17 protein-coding genes are annotated in these 19152 nt (G+C 73.2%); 10 read left to right on the forward strand and 7 right to left on the reverse strand.

Annotated elements, in window-relative coordinates; translation table 11 throughout:
• The first annotated feature begins 2 nt into the window (after positions 1-2).
• The 4 genes from HCK00_RS09940 to HCK00_RS09955 are packed head-to-tail and all read left to right on the forward strand — an operon-like array spanning position 3 to position 3558.
• Positions 3-734 carry an alpha/beta fold hydrolase gene (locus tag HCK00_RS09940; protein ID WP_168101456.1) on the forward strand — a complete coding sequence of 244 codons (732 nt, stop codon included), beginning with the start codon at positions 3-5 and terminating at the stop codon, positions 732-734.
• Entirely contained in the window at positions 727-2214 is a 1488-nt protein-coding gene (locus HCK00_RS09945; protein WP_168101457.1) for an aldehyde dehydrogenase, read from the forward strand. The genes HCK00_RS09940 and HCK00_RS09945 overlap by 8 nt, the downstream gene beginning before the upstream one ends.
• A 1-nt stretch (position 2215) precedes the next feature.
• Positions 2216-2518: a tautomerase family protein gene (locus tag HCK00_RS28435; RefSeq protein WP_311765242.1), complete on the forward strand. Its 303-nt coding sequence runs from the start codon at positions 2216-2218 to the stop codon at positions 2516-2518.
• Positions 2515-3558 (forward strand): LLM class flavin-dependent oxidoreductase, encoded by a 1044-nt coding sequence (locus HCK00_RS09955; RefSeq protein WP_168101458.1) that lies wholly within the window; start codon positions 2515-2517, stop codon positions 3556-3558. The genes HCK00_RS28435 and HCK00_RS09955 overlap by 4 nt, the downstream gene beginning before the upstream one ends.
• A 199-nt stretch (positions 3559-3757) precedes the next feature.
• Here HCK00_RS09955 and HCK00_RS09960 read toward each other — a convergent pair whose 3' ends face one another.
• Entirely contained in the window at positions 3758-4123 is a 366-nt protein-coding gene (locus tag HCK00_RS09960) for an STAS domain-containing protein (RefSeq protein WP_206320149.1), read from the reverse strand.
• Positions 4124-4731: 608 nt separating this feature from the next.
• On the opposite strand from HCK00_RS09960, the gene HCK00_RS09965 reads away from it, so the two are divergent.
• Together HCK00_RS09965 and HCK00_RS09970 are read left to right on the forward strand one after the other, a co-directional pair.
• On the forward strand, positions 4732-8808 hold the full coding sequence (locus HCK00_RS09965; protein ID WP_240965458.1) for a SpoIIE family protein phosphatase: 4077 nt from the start codon (positions 4732-4734) through the stop codon (positions 8806-8808).
• Positions 8805-9119 (forward strand): STAS domain-containing protein, encoded by a 315-nt coding sequence (locus tag HCK00_RS09970; RefSeq protein WP_168101459.1) that lies wholly within the window; start codon positions 8805-8807, stop codon positions 9117-9119. The genes HCK00_RS09965 and HCK00_RS09970 overlap by 4 nt, the downstream gene beginning before the upstream one ends.
• A gap of 228 nt (positions 9120-9347) precedes the next feature.
• On the opposite strand, the gene HCK00_RS09975 is transcribed toward HCK00_RS09970, so the two are convergent.
• On the reverse strand, positions 9348-9944 hold the full coding sequence (locus HCK00_RS09975) for a dihydrofolate reductase family protein (protein WP_168101460.1): 597 nt from the start codon (positions 9942-9944) through the stop codon (positions 9348-9350).
• A 638-nt stretch (positions 9945-10582) separates the two neighbouring features.
• Here HCK00_RS09975 and HCK00_RS09980 point away from each other — a divergent pair.
• Positions 10583-11410 (forward strand): pectate lyase, encoded by an 828-nt coding sequence (locus tag HCK00_RS09980; RefSeq protein WP_168101461.1) that lies wholly within the window; start codon positions 10583-10585, stop codon positions 11408-11410.
• A 477-nt stretch (positions 11411-11887) separates the two neighbouring features.
• Here HCK00_RS09980 and HCK00_RS09985 read toward each other — a convergent pair whose 3' ends face one another.
• The gene (locus HCK00_RS09985; RefSeq protein WP_168101462.1) at positions 11888-12421 is read right to left on the reverse strand and encodes a hypothetical protein; all 534 of its coding nucleotides are present in this window, start codon (positions 12419-12421) and stop codon (positions 11888-11890) included.
• A 763-nt stretch (positions 12422-13184) separates the two neighbouring features.
• On the opposite strand from HCK00_RS09985, the gene HCK00_RS09990 reads away from it, so the two are divergent.
• The 3 genes from HCK00_RS09990 to HCK00_RS10000 are packed head-to-tail and all read left to right on the forward strand — an operon-like array spanning position 13185 to position 14466.
• Entirely contained in the window at positions 13185-13658 is a 474-nt protein-coding gene (locus tag HCK00_RS09990; RefSeq protein ID WP_168101463.1) for a nuclear transport factor 2 family protein, read from the forward strand.
• A gap of 24 nt (positions 13659-13682) precedes the next feature.
• Positions 13683-14231, forward strand: a complete 549-nt coding sequence (locus tag HCK00_RS09995) for a TetR/AcrR family transcriptional regulator (RefSeq protein WP_168101464.1) — start codon at positions 13683-13685, stop codon at positions 14229-14231.
• 34 nt (positions 14232-14265) lie between these two features.
• On the forward strand, positions 14266-14466 hold the full coding sequence (locus HCK00_RS10000) for a DUF397 domain-containing protein (protein WP_168101465.1): 201 nt from the start codon (positions 14266-14268) through the stop codon (positions 14464-14466).
• Positions 14467-14573: 107 nt separating this feature from the next.
• On the opposite strand, the gene HCK00_RS10005 is transcribed toward HCK00_RS10000, so the two are convergent.
• From HCK00_RS10005 to HCK00_RS10020, 4 genes are all read right to left on the reverse strand, one after another.
• Entirely contained in the window at positions 14574-15020 is a 447-nt protein-coding gene (locus HCK00_RS10005) for a hypothetical protein (RefSeq protein WP_168101466.1), read from the reverse strand.
• A gap of 52 nt (positions 15021-15072) precedes the next feature.
• The gene (locus tag HCK00_RS10010) at positions 15073-16269 is read right to left on the reverse strand and encodes a hypothetical protein (protein ID WP_168101467.1); all 1197 of its coding nucleotides are present in this window, start codon (positions 16267-16269) and stop codon (positions 15073-15075) included.
• 73 nt (positions 16270-16342) lie between these two features.
• Positions 16343-18277: a hypothetical protein gene (locus HCK00_RS10015; protein WP_168101468.1), complete on the reverse strand. Its 1935-nt coding sequence runs from the start codon at positions 18275-18277 to the stop codon at positions 16343-16345.
• Between the two features lie 20 nt (positions 18278-18297).
• A complete protein-coding gene (locus tag HCK00_RS10020) occupies positions 18298-19134 on the reverse strand; it encodes a toll/interleukin-1 receptor domain-containing protein (protein ID WP_168101469.1) in 837 nt (278 codons plus the stop codon).
• Positions 19135-19152 lie beyond the last annotated feature (18 nt).

Raw genomic sequence — 19152 nt, forward strand, 5'->3', positions numbered from 1 at the left:
CCATGAGCAAGCCCACCGTGGTCCTGCTGCACGGCGTCGGGCTCGACCACACCATGTGGGAGCCCGCCGCCGCCCTGCTGGCCGACCGTTTCACCGTGCTCACCCCCGACCTGCCGGGCCACGGCAGCCGCCCGCCGGTGGGCGACGGGGTGAGCCTCGCGGACCTGGCCGACGGAGTCGCCGGGGACATCCCGGCCGGCTCACACCTGGTCGGCTTCTCCCTCGGCGCTCTGGTCGCCCAGCATCTGGCGCTGCGCCGCCCGGCGTCGGCGGCCACGCTGACCTCGGTCAGCTCGGTCTGCCGGCGGACGGCCGAGGAGCGGGCGTCGGTCCTCGCCCGGCTGAGCCGGGCGGAGGCCGACTTCCCCGCGAGCGCCGCCGCCTCCCTGGAGCGGTGGTACGCCGGGACGGGCGTCGGCCCCGACCGGGTGGCCCGCACCAGGGCCACGCTGCTCGCCAACGACACCGGGTCCTTCCTCGCCTGCTACCGCGTGTTCGCCACGGCGGACGCCGACCTCGCGCCGGAGCTGGCCGGCATCACCGTCCCCGCGCTGGCCGTGACGGGCGAGAGAGATCCCGGCTCCACCCCGGCGATGACCCACCGGCTCGCCGCGGCGCTCCCCGACTGCCGCGCGGTGGTCGTCCCCGGAGCGCGTCACATGCTGCCCGTCGAGCGCCCCGAGGAGTTCACCGACTCCCTCACCACCTTCATCGGAGAGTGCGCGCATGTCTGACCTCACCACGCTGGAGCACTTCATCGGCGGGGAACGGGCCGGGCCCGCGTCGGGTGAGTACTTCGAGAGCACCAACCCGGCCACGCGCGAGGTCCTCTACCGGGCCGCGCGCGGGAACGCCGCCGACATCGGCAAGGCCGTGGCCGCCGCGCGGACGGCGTTCGAGGACCCGCGGTGGCGCGACCTCAGCCAGACGCGGAGGGGGCACCTGCTGCGGCGCCTGGGCGAGCTGATCGCCGAGAACGCCGAGGACCTGGCCCGCACGGAGAGCCTGGACAACGGCAAACTGCTGCGCGAGATGCGCGGGCAGCTCGCCACCCTGCCGGAGTACTACCACTACTACGCCGGGCTGGCCGACAAGATCCACGGCGATGTCATCCCCACCTCCGACCGGCGGGTCCTCAACTACACCTCCCGGGAACCGCTCGGCGTGGTCGGCGCGATCACGCCCTGGAACTCCCCGCTGACGCTGACCAGCAGCAAGCTGGCGCCCGCGCTCTGCGCCGGGAACACCGTCGTGATCAAGCCCTCCGAGTACACCTCGGCCTCGGTCCTGAAACTCGCCGAACTGGCGCTGGAGGCGGGGTTCCCGCCGGGCGCGGTGAACGTCGTCACCGGCTACGGCGCCGAGGCCGGGCAGGCCCTGGTCGACCACCGTGACCTGGCGAAGATCTCCTTCACCGGCTCCACCGCCACCGGGGCGGCCATCGCCGCCGCGACGGCGAGCCGTTTCATCGGCTCCACCCTCGAACTCGGCGGCAAGTCGCCCAACATCGTCTTCGAGGACGCGAACGTCCCGAACGCCGCGATGGGCGTCGTCGCCGGCATCTTCGCCGCCGCCGGGCAGACCTGCATCGCCGGGAGCCGGGTGCTCGCGCACCGCTCCGTCTACGACGAACTGCTCGAACGGGTCGCGGAACGCGCCGGGTCCATCGTCATGGGCGACCCCCTGGACGAGCGGACCGAACTCGGCCCGCTGGCCTTCGAGGCCCAGCGCGACAAGGTCGCCGGCTACGTCGACCTCGGGCGCGGCGAGGGGGCCCGGGTGCTGACCGGGGGCCGGGCCACCGACGGCGGCCTCGGCGGTTACTTCTACGAACCGACGATCCTCGTGGACGTCGACAACGGCATGCGCGTCGTGCGCGAGGAGATCTTCGGGCCCGTCCTGGCGATCATGCCGTTCGACACGGAGGAGGAGGCCGTCCGGCTGGCGAACGACACCGACTACGGCCTCGCCGCCGGCGTGTGGACGACGAACCTCGCCCGCGCGCACCGGATGGCGGCGCGCCTGGACGCCGGGACCGTGTGGGTCAACACCTACCGGGCCATGTCCCCGATGTCCCCGCGCCAGGGGTTCAAGACCAGCGGCACCGGCGTCGAGCACGGCACCGAGACGATCCGCGAGTACACGCGGCTCAAGAGCGTGTGGATCAACACCGGCGAGGAGCCCGTGGCCGACCCCTTCACGATGCGGAGCTGACATGCCACAGGTCGCCATCACCCTTGCCGGGGGCCGCACCCCGGCGCAGATCCGGGAACTGATGCACGAGGTGCACGCCGCGGTCCTGCGCACCGTGGACACCCGGCCCGAGTACATCCGCGTCGTCGTCCACGAGGTGCCCCGGACGCACTGGGCCACCGGCGACGTCACCCTCGCCGAGACGGACGCCGCCCGCCCGCCGGCCACCGGGGCGGACGGCGCGGCGGACCCGGCGGCGTCCCCCGCGGCGGACGCGGCAGACGCCGTAGCCGTGGCAGACGCGGCAGACAAGGAGCAGTCATGAGGTTTTCGTTGTTCGTGCACATGGAGCGCTGGGACGAGGAGGTCGGCCACCGGCAGCTCTTCGAGGAACTCTCCGAGCTGGTCGTGCTGGCCGAGGCCGGCGGGTTCCGCACCGTGTGGATCGGTGAGCACCACGGGATGGAGTTCACGATCTCCCCCAGCCCGATGCCGCTCCTCGCCCACCTGGCCGCGAAGACCTCCACCATCCGGCTGGGCGCCGGGACCGTCATCGCGCCGTTCTGGCACCCGATCCGGGTCGCCGGTGAGTGCGCGCTGCTCGACGTCATCAGCAACGGCCGGGCGGAGGTCGGACTGGCCCGGGGCGCCCACCAGTTCGAGTTCGACCGGCTGGCCGGCGGGCTGCCGGCCGCCGACGGCGGGAAGCACCTGCGGGAACTCGTGCCGGCCGTCCGGGCGCTCTGGCAGGGCGACTACGCGCACGACGGCGAGATCTGGCAGTTCCCGACCTCGACCAGTGTGCCCAAGCCGGTGCAGCGGCCCACCCCGCCCATGTGGATCGCCGCCCGCGACCCGGCCTCCCACGACTTCGCGGTGGCGCAGGGCTGCAACGTCATGGTCACCCCGCTGATGAAGGGGGACGAGGAGGTCGCCGCCCTCAAGGCGAAGTTCGACACCGCCGTGGCGAACCACCCGGACGTGCCGCGCCCCGAGCTGATGGTGCTGCGCCACACGCATGTCCACTCCCCCGACGAGCCGGAGGGCTGGCGCCCGGCCGCGGAGGCGATCAACCGCTACTACCGGACCTTCGACGCGTGGTTCGGCAACAAGACCACCCCGCGGAACGGGTTCCTGCCGCCCAGCCCGGAGTCGAAGTTCGAGGAGCGCCCGGAGTTCCGGCCGGAGTCGCTGCACAGGACGGCGGTGATCGGCACCCCGGACGAGGTGATCGAGCGGCTGCGCGGCTACGAGGAACTCGGCGTGGACGAGTACAGCTTCTGGATCGACAACGGTCTGCCGCACCGGGAGAAGCGCGCGTCGCTGGAGAGGTTCATCAAGGAGGTCATGCCGGCCTTCGAGTGAACCGGCACCATCCCGGGCCACCCCGGCTCACTCCGGCGTCACGTCTGCCGGGCCCCGCCCGGACGCCACCGGGCGAGACCGCCGTGGCGTGAACGGCGTCCCCGCCCGTGAACCGCTCCGCCCGTGAAGCCGTGAACCCGTGAACCCCGTGAGGCCCACCGGCCTCACGGGGTTCACGGTTTCCGGGGGAGCGCCGGGGTCACCTCCCCAGCTGCTCGACGGCTTCCTCGGTGCTCGCGTACAGGGTGAAGAACTGGTCGAGACCGACGATGGTGAAGACCCGCCGCAGATCGCGGCTGAGGCCGGCGATGCCGAAGCGCGCCCCGCCGGCCTCGGCCCGCTGGTTGGCGCTGATCAGTACGGTCAGGCCGGTGGAGTCGCAGTAGGCGAGCTCCGTCACGTCGAGGATCACGTCCGTCCCGGCGGAGAAGGTGATCTCGTCGAGGGCCCGGCTGAGGCGTGGAGCGGTGTGGTAGTCCAGCTCGCCGTCCAGGTGGAGCACGATCGGCCCCGCCGGGTGGGACCGGTGGGTGACGGTCAGTGTGCGCTGTGCCTCGGTCACCATGCCTCCTGTGCTGCTGCCCGTACGGACCGGATGGCCGCGGCACGGCGGGCCGGGCCCGGAGTGCGCCGGGCGGTGCCGTGGACCACGCGTTCCGTAGGTGTCAATTCTCTGCCTCGTGTCTGCTGCTTCTGCTGGATGGACCGGGCAGGTCTCCAGGCCGGCTGGCTTATCCTACGAAGTCGCAGAGCCTCCACAAGGGACGGTCTCGCGAAGCGGAGTCCGGACGTCACCGCGACCCTGCGACGCCGGTGGACGGGGGAGACGAAAGACATGGCGGCCTTGTGCCCGGTCTGCGGCTTTTCATCAGCGGCAGGCGCCGGCAACCGAAGATCCGCGTGTCGGTCTCCCGTCTCCCCCGCCGGTCGCGTGTGGTTTCCGGAAGATGCGCGGCAGGAACGGAGAGGTGTCGTCACGTGGTGCGTTCCGGAGACGAAGACGGGGACCGTGAGCCGCCGGTGACGACCGGGGCGGAGGTGTTCGCCGCGGACCCCGAGATCGGCCCGGACCTGGCCCGGGTCGACTGGGCGGCCACCCCCCTCGGAGTGCCCGAGGAGTGGCCGCAGAGTCTCCAGACGGCCGTGAGCATCCTGCTGTCCTCCCGGTTCTCCATGTGGATGGCGTGGGGACCCGATCTCACCTTCTTCTGCAACGCCGCCTACCGCCGGGACACTCTGGGCGGGAAGTACCCCTGGGCGCTGGGCCGCCCGGCGAGCGAGGTGTGGGCGGAGATCTGGGAGGACATCGGCCCCCGGATCTCCGCCGTGCTGGAGACCGCCCAGGCCACCTGGGACGAGGCGCTGCTGCTGTTCCTGGAGCGCTCCGGTTACCCGGAGGAGTCGTACCACACCTTCTCCTACAGCCCGCTGCGGGACGACGCCGGAGCGGTGGTCGGCATGTTGTGCGTGGTGAGCGAGGAGACCGAACGGGTCATCGGGCAGCGGCGGATGGCCACCCTGCGGGACCTCGGCTCCGACCCGAGCGTGGTCCGCACCGAGCGGGAGATCCTGGACTTCACCGGCCGGCAGCTCGACCGCAACCGCGAGGACCTGCCGTTCACGTTGACGTATCTGCTCGACGAGGACGGCTCGGCCCGGCTGGCCGGGGCGACGGGCATCGGGCGCGACCATCCGGCGGCGCCGCCCGTGCTGCGCGTGGACGGGGCGGACGGCACGCCCGGGGAGGCGGCAGGCGGGACGGGTGCGCGCGATACAGGCGGTACGGGCGGTGAGCGCCCCGGCGGCCCCGGTGACACCGGCGCCCTCTGGCCCGTCGCGGCGCTCTCCCGCGGCGAGGAGGCCCTGATCCCGCTGGAGGGCCCGCCGTTCACGGACCTGCCCTCCGGCGCCTGGCCGGAGCCGCCCACGCAGGCGCTGGCCGTGCCGCTACTCCAGCAGGGCGGCGCCCCGTACGGCTTCCTGGTGACCGGGCTGAACCGGTACCGGCCGCTGGACGACGGCTACCGCGGGTTCGTCGAGCTGGCGGCGGGCCACATCGCGGCCGGTGTGGCCAGCGCCCGCAGCTACGAGACCCAGCAGCGCCGGGCGGAGGAGCTGGCGGAGCTGGACCGCGCGAAGACCGCCTTCTTCTCCAACATCAGCCATGAGTTCCGCACCCCCCTGACCCTGATCATGGGGCCGGTGGAGGAGCTGCGCACCCGTTTCGCCGACAGCGATCCGCAGGCGCGGCAGGAGCTCGACGTCATCCACCGCAACGGGCTGCGGCTGAGCAAGCTCGTCAACACCCTGCTGGACTTCTCCCGGATCGAGGCCGGCCGGATGCGGGCCACGTACCGGCCCGTCGACCTGTCCGTCGTCACCGCCGAGCTGGCGAGCGTCTTCCGCTCGGCCGTCGAGAAGGCCGGGCTGGGCTTCCACGTCGACTGCCGCCCACTCGCCGGGCCGGTCTTCATCGACCGCGACATGTGGGAGAAGGTGATCCTCAATCTGCTCAGCAACGCGCTGAAGTTCACCTTCACCGGCTCGGTCCGGGTCACCGCGGCCGACGACGGGACGCACGCGGTGGTCACCGTCGCCGACACCGGGATCGGTGTCCCGGCCCACGAGATGGACCGGCTGTTCGAGCGGTTCCACCGCATCGAGAACGCCCGCTCCCGCTCCAACGAGGGCAGCGGTATCGGCCTGGCCCTCGTCCAGGAGCTGATCGGGCTACACGGCGGCACCATCACCGCGCAGAGCACCGAGGGCGCCGGCACCACGTTCACCATCCGCCTGCCCTACGGCACCGCGCATCTGGACCCGGAGACGATCGCGCCGGACGCCGAGCCGCGCCCCACCTCCCTCGCGGCCGCCCCGTATGTGCAGGAGGCGCTGCGCTGGCTGCCGGCCGGCTCCTCCGGCGCCGAGCCCGCCGGCCCCGGCGATCCGGCCACCCCCGGCGATCCGGCCACCGTCCCGGCGCCGGCCACCACGGCCCGGGTGCTGGTCGCCGACGACAACGCCGACATGCGGGAGTACCTCACCCGGCTGCTGGCCGGCGCCGGGTACCGCGTAGACGCCACCGCCGACGGCCGGGAGGCCCTGGAAGCCGTCCGCCGGGACGCCCCTGACCTGGTCATCAGCGATGTGATGATGCCCGGCATGGACGGCCTGGAGCTCGTCGCCGCGTTGCGCGGGGAGACCCGCACGGCGTCGGTGCCCGTGCTGCTGCTCTCCGCGCGCGCCGGGCAGGAGGCCTCCATCGAGGGGTTGCAGGCCGGGGCGGACGACTACCTCGTCAAGCCGTTCGCCGCCGCCGAACTCCTCGCCCGCGTCCGGGCGAACGTCGAGCTGGCGCGGTTGCGCGGCCACCACGCGCGCTGGCGCACCGCGCTGGTGGACTCCTTGCAGGAGGCGTTCTTCGTCTGCGACGAGGACGGCGCCGTCATCGAGATCAACGCCGCGTTCACCGACATCCTCGGCTACGGCCCGGAGAACCTGCCCTACCCGGCAATCCACCCCTGGTGGCCGGACGCCGCCACCGACCCCGAGGCGCACCAGCTCGTCGAGGACGCCTTCGCGCTCCTGCTCGAGAGCAACCAGGGCACCTACACCATCCCCGTCGACCACCGTGACGGGCACCGGCTGTGGGTGACGGCCACGTTCGCCCAGGCGCAGGATCCCGACAGCGAGCGCAGCGTCACGGTGGGCACCTTCCGGGACGTCACCGCCGAGCACTACGCCATCCAGCGCGAGAGCGCCCTCGCCTCCCTCAGCACCCGCCTCTCCCGGGCCACCAGCCTCACCGAGGCCCTGGGCGGCGCCCTGGCCGAGTTCCAGGAGCTGTGGCGGGCGCGGTGCGTGCTGGCCGCCGTCTTCGAACAGGGCGAGGAGCCCTTCCTGGCCGCCACCGACACCACCGCCTGGCAGGACCTGCCCGCGGAACGCCGCCGCGTGATCGCCGACGTGCGCCGGCAGCCGCTGCTCGCGCCGGTGGTCGTCGAGCACACCGGCGCGGGCATCCTGCTGGAGCACCCCGAGGGGCCCATGGTCGTGTGGATCGACCTCGGCGAGAACCGGCCCTTCACCGAGGAGGACCAGCTTCTGCTCTCCCTGCTCGCCGGTCACCTCGCGCAGGCCCTGACCCGCGCGCACCAGATCGACCAGCAGCGCGAGACGGCCATCGCCCTGCAACGCGCCATCCTCGGCCCCTCCCACCTGCCCGACGGATTCGCCGTCCGCTACGAGCCGGCCACCCAGCCGCTGGAGGTCGGCGGCGACTGGTACGACACCGTCCCGCTGCCGGACGGGCGGATCGGCATCGTCGTCGGTGACTGCGTGGGCCGCGGCCTGGAGGCCGCCACCGTCATGGGTCAGCTCCGCAGCGCCTGCCGCGCCCTGCTGCTCCAGGACGCCAGCCCCTCCCGCACCCTGATGGCCCTGGACCACTTCGCCGCAGGCGTCCCCGGCGCCATGTGCACCACCGTCTTCTGCGGCGTCCTCGACCCGGGGACGGGGCAGCTCACCTACTCCAGCGCCGGTCACCCGCCCGGCATCCTCACCCACCCCGACGGCACCACCCTGCTGCTGGAGGACGGGCGCTCCCTGCCGCTGGCGGTCCGCCCCGGCCGGGACCGCCCCGACGGGCAGTGCGCCATGTCCGCCCGCTCCACGCTGCTGCTCTACACCGACGGGCTCGTCGAACGCCGGCGCCGCCCGCTGAGCGCGGGTATCGACCAGGCCGGGGCCGCCATCCAGGCCGGCCGCCACTCCGCCGTGGACGACCTCGCGACCCAGGTCATGAGCCGGCTCGCCCCGGCCGAGGGCTACGACGACGACGTCGCCCTGCTGCTCTACCGCCACCCGGCCCCGCTGGAGATGGCCTTCCCGGCCGAGTCCTCCCAGCTCGCGCCGGTCCGCAAGGCACTGCGCGGCTGGCTCGACCAGTGCGAGCTGCCCCCGCGCACGGTTCAGAACGTCCTGGTCGCCGCCGGCGAGGCCTGCGCCAACGCGATCGAGCACGGCCATCGCAGTACCCCCGGGGACACGGTGCGCATCCGCGTCGAGGCCTTCGTCGACGACCTGCGCCTGACCGTCACCGACACCGGGCGGTGGAAGGCCCCGCAGCCCGAGCTCAACACCCACCGGGGCCGCGGCATCGCCCTGATGCGTGCCCTGATGCAGCAGGTCACCATCACCCAGGGCGCCGCCGGCACCACCGTCGACATGCACACGAGGATCGCTTCATGACCACGCAGCTCACTCTCATCCCCGGGCAGCGCCCCGACGGCACCCGCAAGCTGTCGGTCGCGGGCGAGATCGACATGAGCAACACGGGGCTGCTCGCCGAGGCGCTGGACGCCACCTCCGGCCCGCTCGTCCTCGATCTGTCGGGTGTGGAGTACCTCGACAGCGCCGGGCTCAGTGTGCTCTTCGCCCACGCCGAGCGGCTGGAACTCATCGCCACCCCGCTGCTCGGGCCCGTCCTGACCATCTCCGGGCTCGCCGAACTGACCACCGTGCACGGGCTCGACGGGGCCGACGGGGTGGCCGGGGTCTGAGCCGGACGGGGCGGGCCGGACGGGGCGGGCCGGGAGGCGGAGGGGCCGGGCCGGGCGGGCCGGAAGCCGGAAGGAGCCGGGCCGGGAGCCGGGCAAACGGGGGAGCCGGGCGGGCGGAGCGGACGGGCCGCCCGCCGGCCCCGCCGGCGCGGACCCCCGTCCCGCGCCGGCGCGGACCCCGTCCCCCCGCCGGCGGTCCCTCCGTCCCGCGCCGGGCGCCGGGGGCCGTCACCCCTCCGTGGCCGCCGGACGGTAGGTGCAGAGCTGGACGCCGGTGGGCGTGGTGGCCGAGGACACCAGTTCCAGCGCGCGGAGCCCGCCGCCGGCGGGGAAGATCGACTTCCCGCCGCCGAGCAGCACCGGCATGACCATGAGCCGGAGTTCGTCCACCAGCCCCTCCGCCAGCAGGGTGCGCACGAGCGTCGCGCTGCCCATGACGAGGAGGTGCCCCCCGTCCGCGGCCCGGAGCTCCCGGATGCGGGCGACGGCCTGGTCGCCGGGGATGTGCTCGCTGTTCCAGCGCAGGTCGCCCTCGCCGAGCGTGCCGGAGACGACGTACTTGCGGATCTCGTTCATGCGGTCGGAGAAGGGGTCGCCGGACCGCTCCGGCCAGGCGTCCGCCATCGTGCTCCAGGTGCGGCGGCCGAAGAGCAGCCCCTCGGCCCCGGACAGGCCCTCGTCCACGTAACCCCCCAGCACCTCGGGCTCGAAGAAGGGGTGGGTCCAGCCGCCGTGCGCGAACCCGCCCTCGGTGTCCTCCTCCGGCCCGCCCGGGGCCTGCACGACGCCGTCCAGGCTGATGAACTCGCTGACCACCATGCGCACGGGGCTCACTCCTCTTGTTCCGCTCCCGGTGTTACGGCAGTGCAGACGGCGGGCCGGCCCGGAACTCATCGCCCCGGCACCGGGGAGCTGTGTGATGTGGGACACATTGGCATACCGGGCGGCGAGAGGCGCCGCGCTGCGCGCCGGCCTCCACACCCGATCAAGCGGAGCGGAGAAAGCGCTGACATCGGGCCGGCCTTCCGGCAGGCCGACGCCCCGGTGGACACCGCCACGGAGACGCACCTCGCGAACACCGCGGCGCCGGCACTCCGATCACCCGCCTGAACTGGGGGTACGGTGGATTCCGCGACCTCCCCGGACGCCGGGTCTTCCCGGATCCCGGTGAACGCCGACGGCACGCCCACCCCGAAATCCTCACCACCGTTCCGTGCCGGACCCGTTGACGAGAAAGCGCTTACCCTCTACTTTCCGTTCAGCGGCCCGCACCGTCCCTCTCGCCCCCGGCCCCCGCCGACGGCAGGACGCCCCGCCCCGGACCGCGCACGACCGGCCCCCGCTTCCCCGCCCGGGGACGCGCCGGGCCGCGCACGCCCAGCTCACCGTTCAGCCCGCACGCGCGAAGGCTCCTCGCCGGGCGCGTGCGGAACCAGCGGAATTCTCCCGAAAGGCACAGTGGCATGCGTCTTCGTCCCCCACTCTCGCGTCTCCGCCGGGCGGCTCTCGCCGGGCTCGGCGCCACCATCCTCGCCGCGTCCTCCGTCCTCGCGGGCGGCACGGCGGGCGCCGCCGGCACCGCCGGCACGTCGGCCGCCGCCGCGGCCTGGCCGAACCCGAGCAGCAGTGTGCCCGTCTCCTCCACGATCAGCGTCTCCGGCACCTACGACGGCAAGCTCCAGCGGTTCTACGGCAGCGGCAGCCTCGGCAGCGGCGGCCAGGACGAGGGCCAGAAGCCCCTGTTCAACCTCGCCGACGGCGCGACGCTGAAGAACGTCGTCCTCGGCGCCCCCGCCGCCGACGGCGTCCACTGCGCCGGGAGCTGCACGCTCCAGAACGTCTGGTGGGAGGACGTCGGTGAGGACGCCGCCACCTTCAAGGGCAAGTCGTCCTCCGCGCGTTACACCGTCAGCGGTGGTGGCGCGCGGAAGGCGTCCGACAAGGTGTTCCAGTTCAACGGCGCCGGCACGCTGACCGTGACCGGCTTCCAGGTCTCGGACTTCGGCAAGCTGGTGCGCTCCTGCGGCAACTGCTCCACGCAGTACAAGCGCTCGATCGTGGTGCAGAACACCGATGTCACGGCGCCCGGCAAGCAGATCGTCGGCATCAACCAGAACTACGGCGACACCGCGAGCCTCTCCGGCATCCGCGTCCACGGCGACAGCAGCAAGAAGATCAAGCCGTGCGTCCGCTACGAGGGCAACAGCTCCGGCAAGGAGCCGAAGGAACTCGGCAGCGGGTCCGACGGCACGTACTGCAAGTACAGCTCGTCGGACATCTCGTACAACTGATCGGCGTACGAGCCGGTGCCCCCGCCGCCGGGCGGGGGCACCACCCCACTCGCTCCCCTCCCCCACCCCCGCCGCACCGGCTCCCCGCCGCGCGCACGGAAGTTCTCGGCGCGAGACCGGCGCCCCCACCGCGGGTGAACCGCGTCGAGCCCGTGACCCGGCGGGCACCCGGGCCGGGCGGCGGGCCAGGAGCCGGCACGTCCGCCCCGCCGCGCCGCGCCGCGTGGCGCCACGGGGGCGTGCCGGCTCCGTTCCCTTCCCTCCCTCCCCGCCGCGCCTCGTTTCCGGCCCTCCGGCCCTCCGGCTCTCCGGTGCGGCGGGGGTGGTGATGTGCGGCCAGGGGGCGCGGGGCAGGTGCCGAGAACGGTCCCGTGGCGGTGACCCGATCCGGGGGGGCCGGTCTCCGGCCCGTCTCCGGCCCGTCTCCGCGTGCCGGCCCGGCGGCTCCGGGAGGCGGGTGACGTCTCAGCTGACGTCTCAGCCCAGTCTTTCGACGACGCGGATGACGGCGAGGCAGCTCTCGATGAAATCCCGGGCGGCTGCGGGCGTGACGTCCCCGGCCCCGTGCAGGGCCCGGTTCCGCAGGTCGCGCAGCTGGTCGAACGCGCTGACCGCGTCGGGCGGCAGCCCCACCCGCTCCAGCCGGCGCACCATCTCGGGCGCGGTGGCGCGCTCGGCATCGGCGAAATGCTCCCCCAGCACCCCGGCGCTCACGCCGATCAGAACGCTCCACGCCTCGTCCACGGCCCGGAGCGGGAAGTCGCCGGCCAGCCGCCACGCCTCGTCCAGGACACCACCGCCCCGCAGCGGAGCCTGGGCCTGCGCGGGGTCGCGGACCCGGCGCTTACGGCGCCTGGTGCGCTCGGGGGTCCAGGGGACGGGGTACGGCCCCCCGTCCGTTCCACCCGGCCCGGGACCCTGCGGGGGCGGGGAGCCGTACCCGGGGGGCGGGAAGCCGTACCCGGGGGACGGAGGCCCGTAGCCGGGCGCGGGGAACGGGGGCGGGGACACCGCGCCGTCACCGGCGGGAGGGGGAGGCGGCGGGACCGGGCCCGGGTCCGCGCCCGGGTCGGGCTCCGGGGCCGGGGGCGAACCCGGTGGAGGGGCCGAACCCGGTGGCGGGGTGTCGTCCCGCGACGGCGGACCGGCGGGCTCCGGAACCGGCTCAGGCCCCTGCGGCCGGCCATCCGGCTGTGGCTCCGGATGCGGCTCCGTTTCCGTTTCCGGCTCCGGTGGGACGGGGACCGGAACGGTGTCCCAGGGCGTCCACGGAACCGGCGGCGGGACGGGCGCCGGGGCCGGAGCGGGTGCCGGCACAGGAGCCGGAGCGGGTACCGGAGCCGGGAACGGGGGCGGGACACCAGCCCTGTCCGCCTGATCGGCCGCCGCCTGCGCCTGCCGCAGGGTGTCCCGCACATCGAGGGCGAACTCGACGGCCCCGGCCGGGGTTTCGAGCCGCGTCATCCGCCGGAACGCCTGCCCGAGATGACGCCGCAGGCTCCAGACCAGCCCGACGGTCACCAGCGGCCAGGCCAGCGCCTCGACGTACTTGAGGACGAGTTCCGCGATCTCCACCCGCCCATGATCCCGCCAACTCCGCCTCCGGCAAGGCCCGTACCCGACTCCGTGACGGAGAAGAGACGTGCCCCGGGGCGGGGCGCGGAGGGCGGGGCCGGGTGACCACACACAGTCGGGTGACCACACAAAGGCCCCGGGTGGTACGGTGCGGTTAGTTATCGATCGACCACTAACCACTCCGACCCGTGGAGACCGCATGGCCACCGAGCAGGACCCCACCGGCCGCCGCACCGCCGCCCAGCACGCCCTGGCCGAGCATCTGCGCCTCACCTCCGCGGGCGAGGTCGACGCGTGGGTGAAGCTGTTCACCCCGGACGGGGTGCTGGAGCTCCCCTACGCGCCGGACGGCGTGCCCCGGCGGGTCGAGGGGCGGGACGCGCTGGTCGCACACATGCGCCACTTCCCCGAGACCTTCGACGTCGAGTTCCGCGACCTGGTCTTCCACGAGACGCTCGACCCGGGTCTCGCGATCGCCGAATTCCGCTCAGTGGGCACCGCACTGCCGACGGGCAAGCCGTACGAGCAGACGTGCATCTCCGTCGTCCGCACCGATGACGACGGGCTCATCACCCACTACCTGGACTACTGGAACCCGCTGGTGGCGATCGAGGCGCTCAACCCCGGCGACGCACCCTCCGGCCCCGGCCCGGGCGTGACTTTCGGGGCCTGAGGCCACCGTGCTTAACTGAGCCCCATGCCCGCCGCCGGCACCAGCACGAAGAGCGACGAACGACGCCGGACCATCGTGGCCGCCGCGGTCGAGTGCTTCGCCCGAAAGGGTTTCTACGGTACGACGACCCACGAGATCGCCGACTGGGCCGGCATCTCCCAGCCGTACCTCTACCGCCTGTATCCGAACAAGGAAGCCCTGTTCGCGGCGGTCGTCGACCACGTGTCCACCGTCATGACCGAAACCCTGACCGCGCACGCGCCGGCATCGGGCGGGGCCGGCGAGGCGCCCGGCGCGGCGCTGGACGCGGCGCGCGGTGCCTACGCTGCCCTCGTCGCCGACCGGAACATCCTCCGCTTCCTCATGCACGCGAACTGCGCCGCGGGCGAGCCGCTGGTGCGGCAGGCCGTACGCCGGTGCTACGCGAAGCAGGTCGCCACCGTTCAGCAGCTCCTGGGCGACGACGAGGCCGTGCGGCACTGGTTCGGTGCCGGGATGCTCGACAACGTCGCGACCATGCTCGGACTGGCCGACGTCGACGAGCCCTGGGCCCGCGTCCTCACCGCCCGCTGACCCGGCCCGGGCCCCGGGCCAAGGAGTACCAGGAATGAAGAACCCAGGCCAGAGCACGCCTCACCTGCCGGGCGCGATATGGCGCAGCAGCAGCTACAGCGGCGGTAACAACGAGTGTGTCGAGGTGGCCCGTCTCCGGGACGCCGTCCCCGTCCGGGACAGCAAGCGTCCGGCCGGGCCGGTGATCGGCTTCAGCCCCGCCGCGTGGCGCGGGTTCCTCGACAGCCTGCGCTGAGCCGGCCGGGAGTACGCGGCAACGCCGTATCTGCTCCGCGTGGTGGGCCGGGGCCGCCACCCCGTGGGCAGCCGCGCCCCGGCCCCCTGCCGCGAACTGTTCCTCCCTCAGGCGTCCGGCTCCGGTTCGCCGGAGCCGGAGTGGATGGTCAATCCTGTGATCAGGCCGCTCTGGATGACCGGCCCGTTCCTGACTTCGCCGTTCACGACGTTGTGGACACCCTCCAGTGAGGGTGACGGTGTGTCACCGCGGCCGAGTTCATCGAGGAGACGGCCGAGTTCCCGGCCGGCCGCCGGGTCGGTTCCGAGCAGGCCGGCCAAGCGGGACCGCCACTCGGCTTCGACCAGGGCCGCCGCCTCCTCGTCGTCGTCGCGGTGGGCGGCGACGAGGACGCGCCTGGAGCGTTCGAGTTCGCCGGCCGGGGCCCGCCCGGCCCGCCCGCCGCCGAGGAGCCTGCCGATCCGGTCCCTGATGTGCGGCCAGGAATCGGACACCATCAGGCCGACCAGTGTGGATGCCGCCGTCCCCGCCAGCGCCAGGATCTCGGACTCCATGGGTCACTCCCTTCCGTCGGAACGGGCTCCGGCCGGTGCGGACGGCGGCCGGTCAGGGTCCCGGGGCATGAGGCCACGAGGTCTCCCCGTTCGAGGATTCGGCGTTCGGGAAACCGCTGTCCGGGGAATCGCCGCCGAACGGGGAGGGCTCATCCGGGTCACCGGGGTCACCGGGGTCATCAGGGGCGGGGCCCGGGGGCCTGGGAGTGAGGTCGAAGTGGAGCCGTAGGGCCTCGGCGGCGTCGGGCCGTCCGTCCTGTTCGAGGAGGCTCGCGATCTGCTCCGCCAGGAGCAGACGCTGCGGTGCGTCGGCCGCGAAATCCACGGAGCGGAGAAAGGCGTCCAGGTGCTCCCCCGGACCGTCCGCGCGAGGGACGCCGTTTCCGGCGCCGTACCGGCCGTGCCACTCGTCCCCCGGGAGGGGCGGGGCCACCGGCGCGGCTTCGGCGGCGGACGCGAGGTGCGGTACGAGGGCGTGGTACCGCTCCGGGATGTCCTCGTCCCTGGCCGCCGAGGAGAGCTGGGCGAGCAGACCGATGTCACCGACGGTTCTCTCGACCTGGTCGTCGTTCTTCGCCAGCCACCAGACGACGGCGCTGCCGGTGTTCCTCAGCACGTCCTTGCCGAGGTACTCCCGGCGGCTCTGTTCGTATTTCCGCTCGTGCTGCCACACGGCCTCGTCCTTGCGGACGGCGGCGAGCTTGTCCAGTCGTTCCTGGTCGCGCTCGGAGAGGGTGAGGGTGACGGATTCCGCCATGGCCCGCAGATGCCCCGTCGCGTCGGGGCGCATCAGTCCCAGCGCTCCGTTGAGTTCGTGCTGGACGAGGCCCGCCCGGCCCGGTTCACGCTGCTCGGTGATCGCGCGGGCTCGTGCGATCACGGCCTCGGCGGCGAGGCCGCCCGGGTTCACCACCGGTTCGTCCACGGCGGCGCCCGTCGGGCACCAGCGCACGGTGGCGGTGAAGAGAAAGTCGTAGTCCGCCCACTTGCTCGGCAGGGTGACCCCGCTGACGCGCAGCTCCCTGCGTTCCACGGGTTCCAGCGGCAGATGCGCCACCATCTCGGGTGGCACCAGGGCCGGGCGGCGGCGCGCGGACCAGGTCACGGCCACCGGGGCGCCCGCCAGCACGACGAGCAGCAGCCCCCAGGCCCAGCCCGGCCACTCCAGGCACAGGCCGAGGACGGAGAGCAGCAGGCCGCAGATGACGGTCAGCAGTACCGTCACGGTCGTGCGACCGGAATGGTTCACGGTGGTGTCCCCCTCGGTTCTCTTCATCGGTCGGGGTGATGGTCGGGTCGTCGCCGGGTGCCGCGCACGCGCGTCAGGCGGCGCGCAGCCCCTGGGCGTCGTTGATCTTCCGGAGCAGACCTCCGGCCAGGGAGTCCCTCGCGGTCGCCGGCGGGCCGGCCACCGGCTCCCGCGCCCAGCGCCGCGCGACGCCGTAGAGGCGGGCCAGGGTCTCGCCGTTCCCTCCGGCACCGTCCACCAGGAGGGTGAGCAGCGGACCCGCCCGTTCAGCGTCCGTACTCGCGGCGGTGTACCAGCGGCGTACGTGTTCCTCCCACCGGTGCTGCGGGAGGTGGCGGAACACGGCTCCCCAGCCCGACACCACGGCCTTCCTCACCCCCGGTTCCGCGAACAGCGCGTCCAGGCGGCTCTCCCGCGCGCCGGGCGCCGCCGGGTCGGTCAGACGGAGAAAGAGCATGGCGTCGGCCGGCCAGTCGTTCCTCATGAGGGGGCCGGCCAGCCGTTTCAGCATGAGGCGCACGAGGCTGCGGTCCCTCCCGAGGAGACGCAGAAGAGCTTCACGGGCCTCGGCGACGTGTCTCTCCCGCCGGGCCAGGTGGTGCAGACGGACCACAGCCTGGTCGGGGTGGCGTACCGCCATGACCTCGGCGCAGACCCCCACGAGCACCCGGGCCAGGCCGGCCGGCAGCGACCTTCTGGCCCACTCCAGGATCTCCTGCCGGAAGTACCGGGCGTGGCGCTGGTTGTTGAGGCCCTGTTCGAGTGCCTGGGCCGCCGCTCGCAGCCGACCGGTGTGGACCGTCGAGGAACTGCACTGGAAGACGAGGTCGCGGAGCAGCGAGGTGTGCCCGGTACGCAGGCACTCCGCGGAGAAGCGCCGGACCAGCCGGTCCTGATCGTCCTCTGTCAGGGCCACCCGCTCCACGGTGGTGCCCGTCCAGTCCCGGAGGTGTTCGCGGAGTTCGGGGATGTGGTCCCAGAAGTGCCGGCGTACCGCGGCCTCGTAGTTGACCTTGCCGAAGATCACGCGGCCGTCGCCGGCCGTCTCCGCGCCGACCTCCTTCAGCCGCTCGGCGAGATCGGCCCGTTCCAGCAGGTGCTGGTCGTCCCGCGGATAGCCGGTGGTGGACAGCAGGTTGAGGGTTGCCTGGTGCACGGTGTCGGCGGGGGCGCCGTGCAGCATCGCGGTGGCGAGCAGGAGGGCGCGCTGCGGGCCCCGGCGGAGCGTTTCGACCTTGTCCGCGACGTCCCGGAGCCACTGGTCCATCGCGGCGCGGGCCTTCTCGCACCACTGGGGATACCCCGCCCCCGGAGCAGCGGACCGGGCCCGTACGACCAGCGAGGCGAAGGCCGCCACCTCCGCCATCGGCCGGCTCCGGCTCAGGAACGCGTTGACGGCGGGAGCGGACGCCACCGTCTCCTCGGCGGGTACTTCCGCCGAGCGGAGGTGACTCTGGAGCACCCGCCCGGCCAGGGGCGGCCGGATCTCCGCGAGGTACTCCCGTGGTTCCCCGGTGACCGGTCCGGACCGGTGGTGCGGCAGGACGATCACGAGGTGCGCGCCGCGCTGCCGGACCGTCTCCCGGAGCGCGGAGAGCTCCGGCCGGACATCCCGCCAGAGCTGCTCGTCCCCGTCGGAGAGGTCGAGCAGCAGCAGGTCGCTGTCACCGACGGCTTCCCGGTCGAGGCGGTCGGCACCGTTCCGGGGATCGTCCGGCAGCAGTTCGTGCAGGTGCCGCCCGGGGCCGCCGATCTCGCGGAGGAGTACGCGAGCCGCCGCGTTGCGTCCGCTCCCGGGCGGTCCGTCGAGGATCACGGTGCGCCGGCCGTGGAGGATCTCCCGCGCCGCCGCGAAGCCGGGCGGATACACGAAGCGCCGGCGCAGCCGGGTGACCTCCTCCAGATCCACCGCGCGCGGGGTTCTGCCCCGCGAGTCGTGGAACAGCTGGGTGATGTTGTTGTACTGATCACCCGGACCGGTGTTGACCGGACCCCGCGCGTCGGCCACCCACGAACTGCTCCCGCCGTTCACCGGTCCCCGTCCTCGCCCTCGCGCTCCGCCGGGCGGCCGGTGGTCTGCTGGTGACGGATTCCCTGGTGGTTGTCCCCCGCGACATAGGTCGTCCCCTCACCGGTGAAGTGGTGGGAGTCCTGGTGGTGACGGGAGTTCTGGTAGTGCGCCGAACCCTCGTAGTGCGCGGAGCCCTGGTAGTGCTGGGCGTCCTGGTAGTGCGGGGAGTTCTGGTAGAGGTTGCCGCTGCCCGTGTGTACCGGGCCCCGGCTGTCCTTCACCACGTTGTGCCCGACATCGCCGGTGAAGTCGCGGGACTGGACGGCCGTACCCCGGACCTCCGAGATGGAGTTGCGCACTTCGCCGGTCTCCCGTTCCTCCGCGGCGGCACGGTCCCGGGCGCCGAGTGCGGGCACCAGGTCGGCGAGCGTGTCACCGATGCGGGCCAGATCGGCTTCCGACGTCTGCATGTCGAGGCGCAGCGACTGGATCTCGGCCAGCTGCGCCAGCCCGGCGGGGAGCGACGCGGGGTCAAGCCGTGCCGTTGCCCGGCCCAGCAGGACGGGGAGCAGGGGGATATGACAATCGAGGGCCTCCACGATCTCCTTGCTGACCCAGTCGTTGCTCCGGCCCAGTCCACCGGACTTCGTCCAGGCCGGGCCGATGACGGAAAGCAGGACGCTGCTGCGCCGCACACCCTGGAGCAGTTCCACGGGGAACGTCCTGCCGGGCTTGATGGAATCCGAGGCCCGGAAGGCCGTTCCGTCGCCGAAGCGGTTGTTGAGTTCGCGTGCGATCAGCGTGGCGGCCTGGTCCCCGTCTCCGGTGCGGTAGTTGACGAACACTTCTGACATGGAAGGTCTCCGTTTCCC

Source organism: Streptomyces zingiberis, from assembly GCF_012034935.1.
GTDB lineage: Bacteria > Actinomycetota > Actinomycetes > Streptomycetales > Streptomycetaceae > Streptomyces > Streptomyces zingiberis.

Excerpts from the sequence above, each read along its gene's own strand:
- HCK00_RS09945 (WP_168101457.1), top strand. The coding sequence starts at position 727 with ATGTCTGACCTCACCACGCTGGAGCACTTCATCGGCGGGGAACGGGCC.
- HCK00_RS10000 (WP_168101465.1), top strand. The coding sequence starts at position 14,266 with ATGAAGAACCCAGGCCAGAGCACGCCTCACCTGCCGGGCGCGATATGG.
- HCK00_RS09995 (WP_168101464.1), top strand. The coding sequence starts at position 13,683 with ATGCCCGCCGCCGGCACCAGCACGAAGAGCGACGAACGACGCCGGACC.
- HCK00_RS09960 (WP_206320149.1), bottom strand. The coding sequence starts at position 4,123 with ATGGTGACCGAGGCACAGCGCACACTGACCGTCACCCACCGGTCCCAC.
- HCK00_RS09990 (WP_168101463.1), top strand. The coding sequence starts at position 13,185 with ATGGCCACCGAGCAGGACCCCACCGGCCGCCGCACCGCCGCCCAGCAC.
- HCK00_RS10020 (WP_168101469.1), bottom strand. The coding sequence starts at position 19,134 with ATGTCAGAAGTGTTCGTCAACTACCGCACCGGAGACGGGGACCAGGCC.
- HCK00_RS09955 (WP_168101458.1), top strand. The coding sequence starts at position 2,515 with ATGAGGTTTTCGTTGTTCGTGCACATGGAGCGCTGGGACGAGGAGGTC.
- HCK00_RS09970 (WP_168101459.1), top strand. The coding sequence starts at position 8,805 with ATGACCACGCAGCTCACTCTCATCCCCGGGCAGCGCCCCGACGGCACC.
- HCK00_RS10005 (WP_168101466.1), bottom strand. The coding sequence starts at position 15,020 with ATGGAGTCCGAGATCCTGGCGCTGGCGGGGACGGCGGCATCCACACTG.
- HCK00_RS28435 (WP_311765242.1), top strand. The coding sequence starts at position 2,216 with ATGCCACAGGTCGCCATCACCCTTGCCGGGGGCCGCACCCCGGCGCAG.
- HCK00_RS09965 (WP_240965458.1), top strand. The coding sequence starts at position 4,732 with ATGTGGATGGCGTGGGGACCCGATCTCACCTTCTTCTGCAACGCCGCC.
- HCK00_RS09980 (WP_168101461.1), top strand. The coding sequence starts at position 10,583 with ATGCGTCTTCGTCCCCCACTCTCGCGTCTCCGCCGGGCGGCTCTCGCC.
- HCK00_RS09940 (WP_168101456.1), top strand. The coding sequence starts at position 3 with ATGAGCAAGCCCACCGTGGTCCTGCTGCACGGCGTCGGGCTCGACCAC.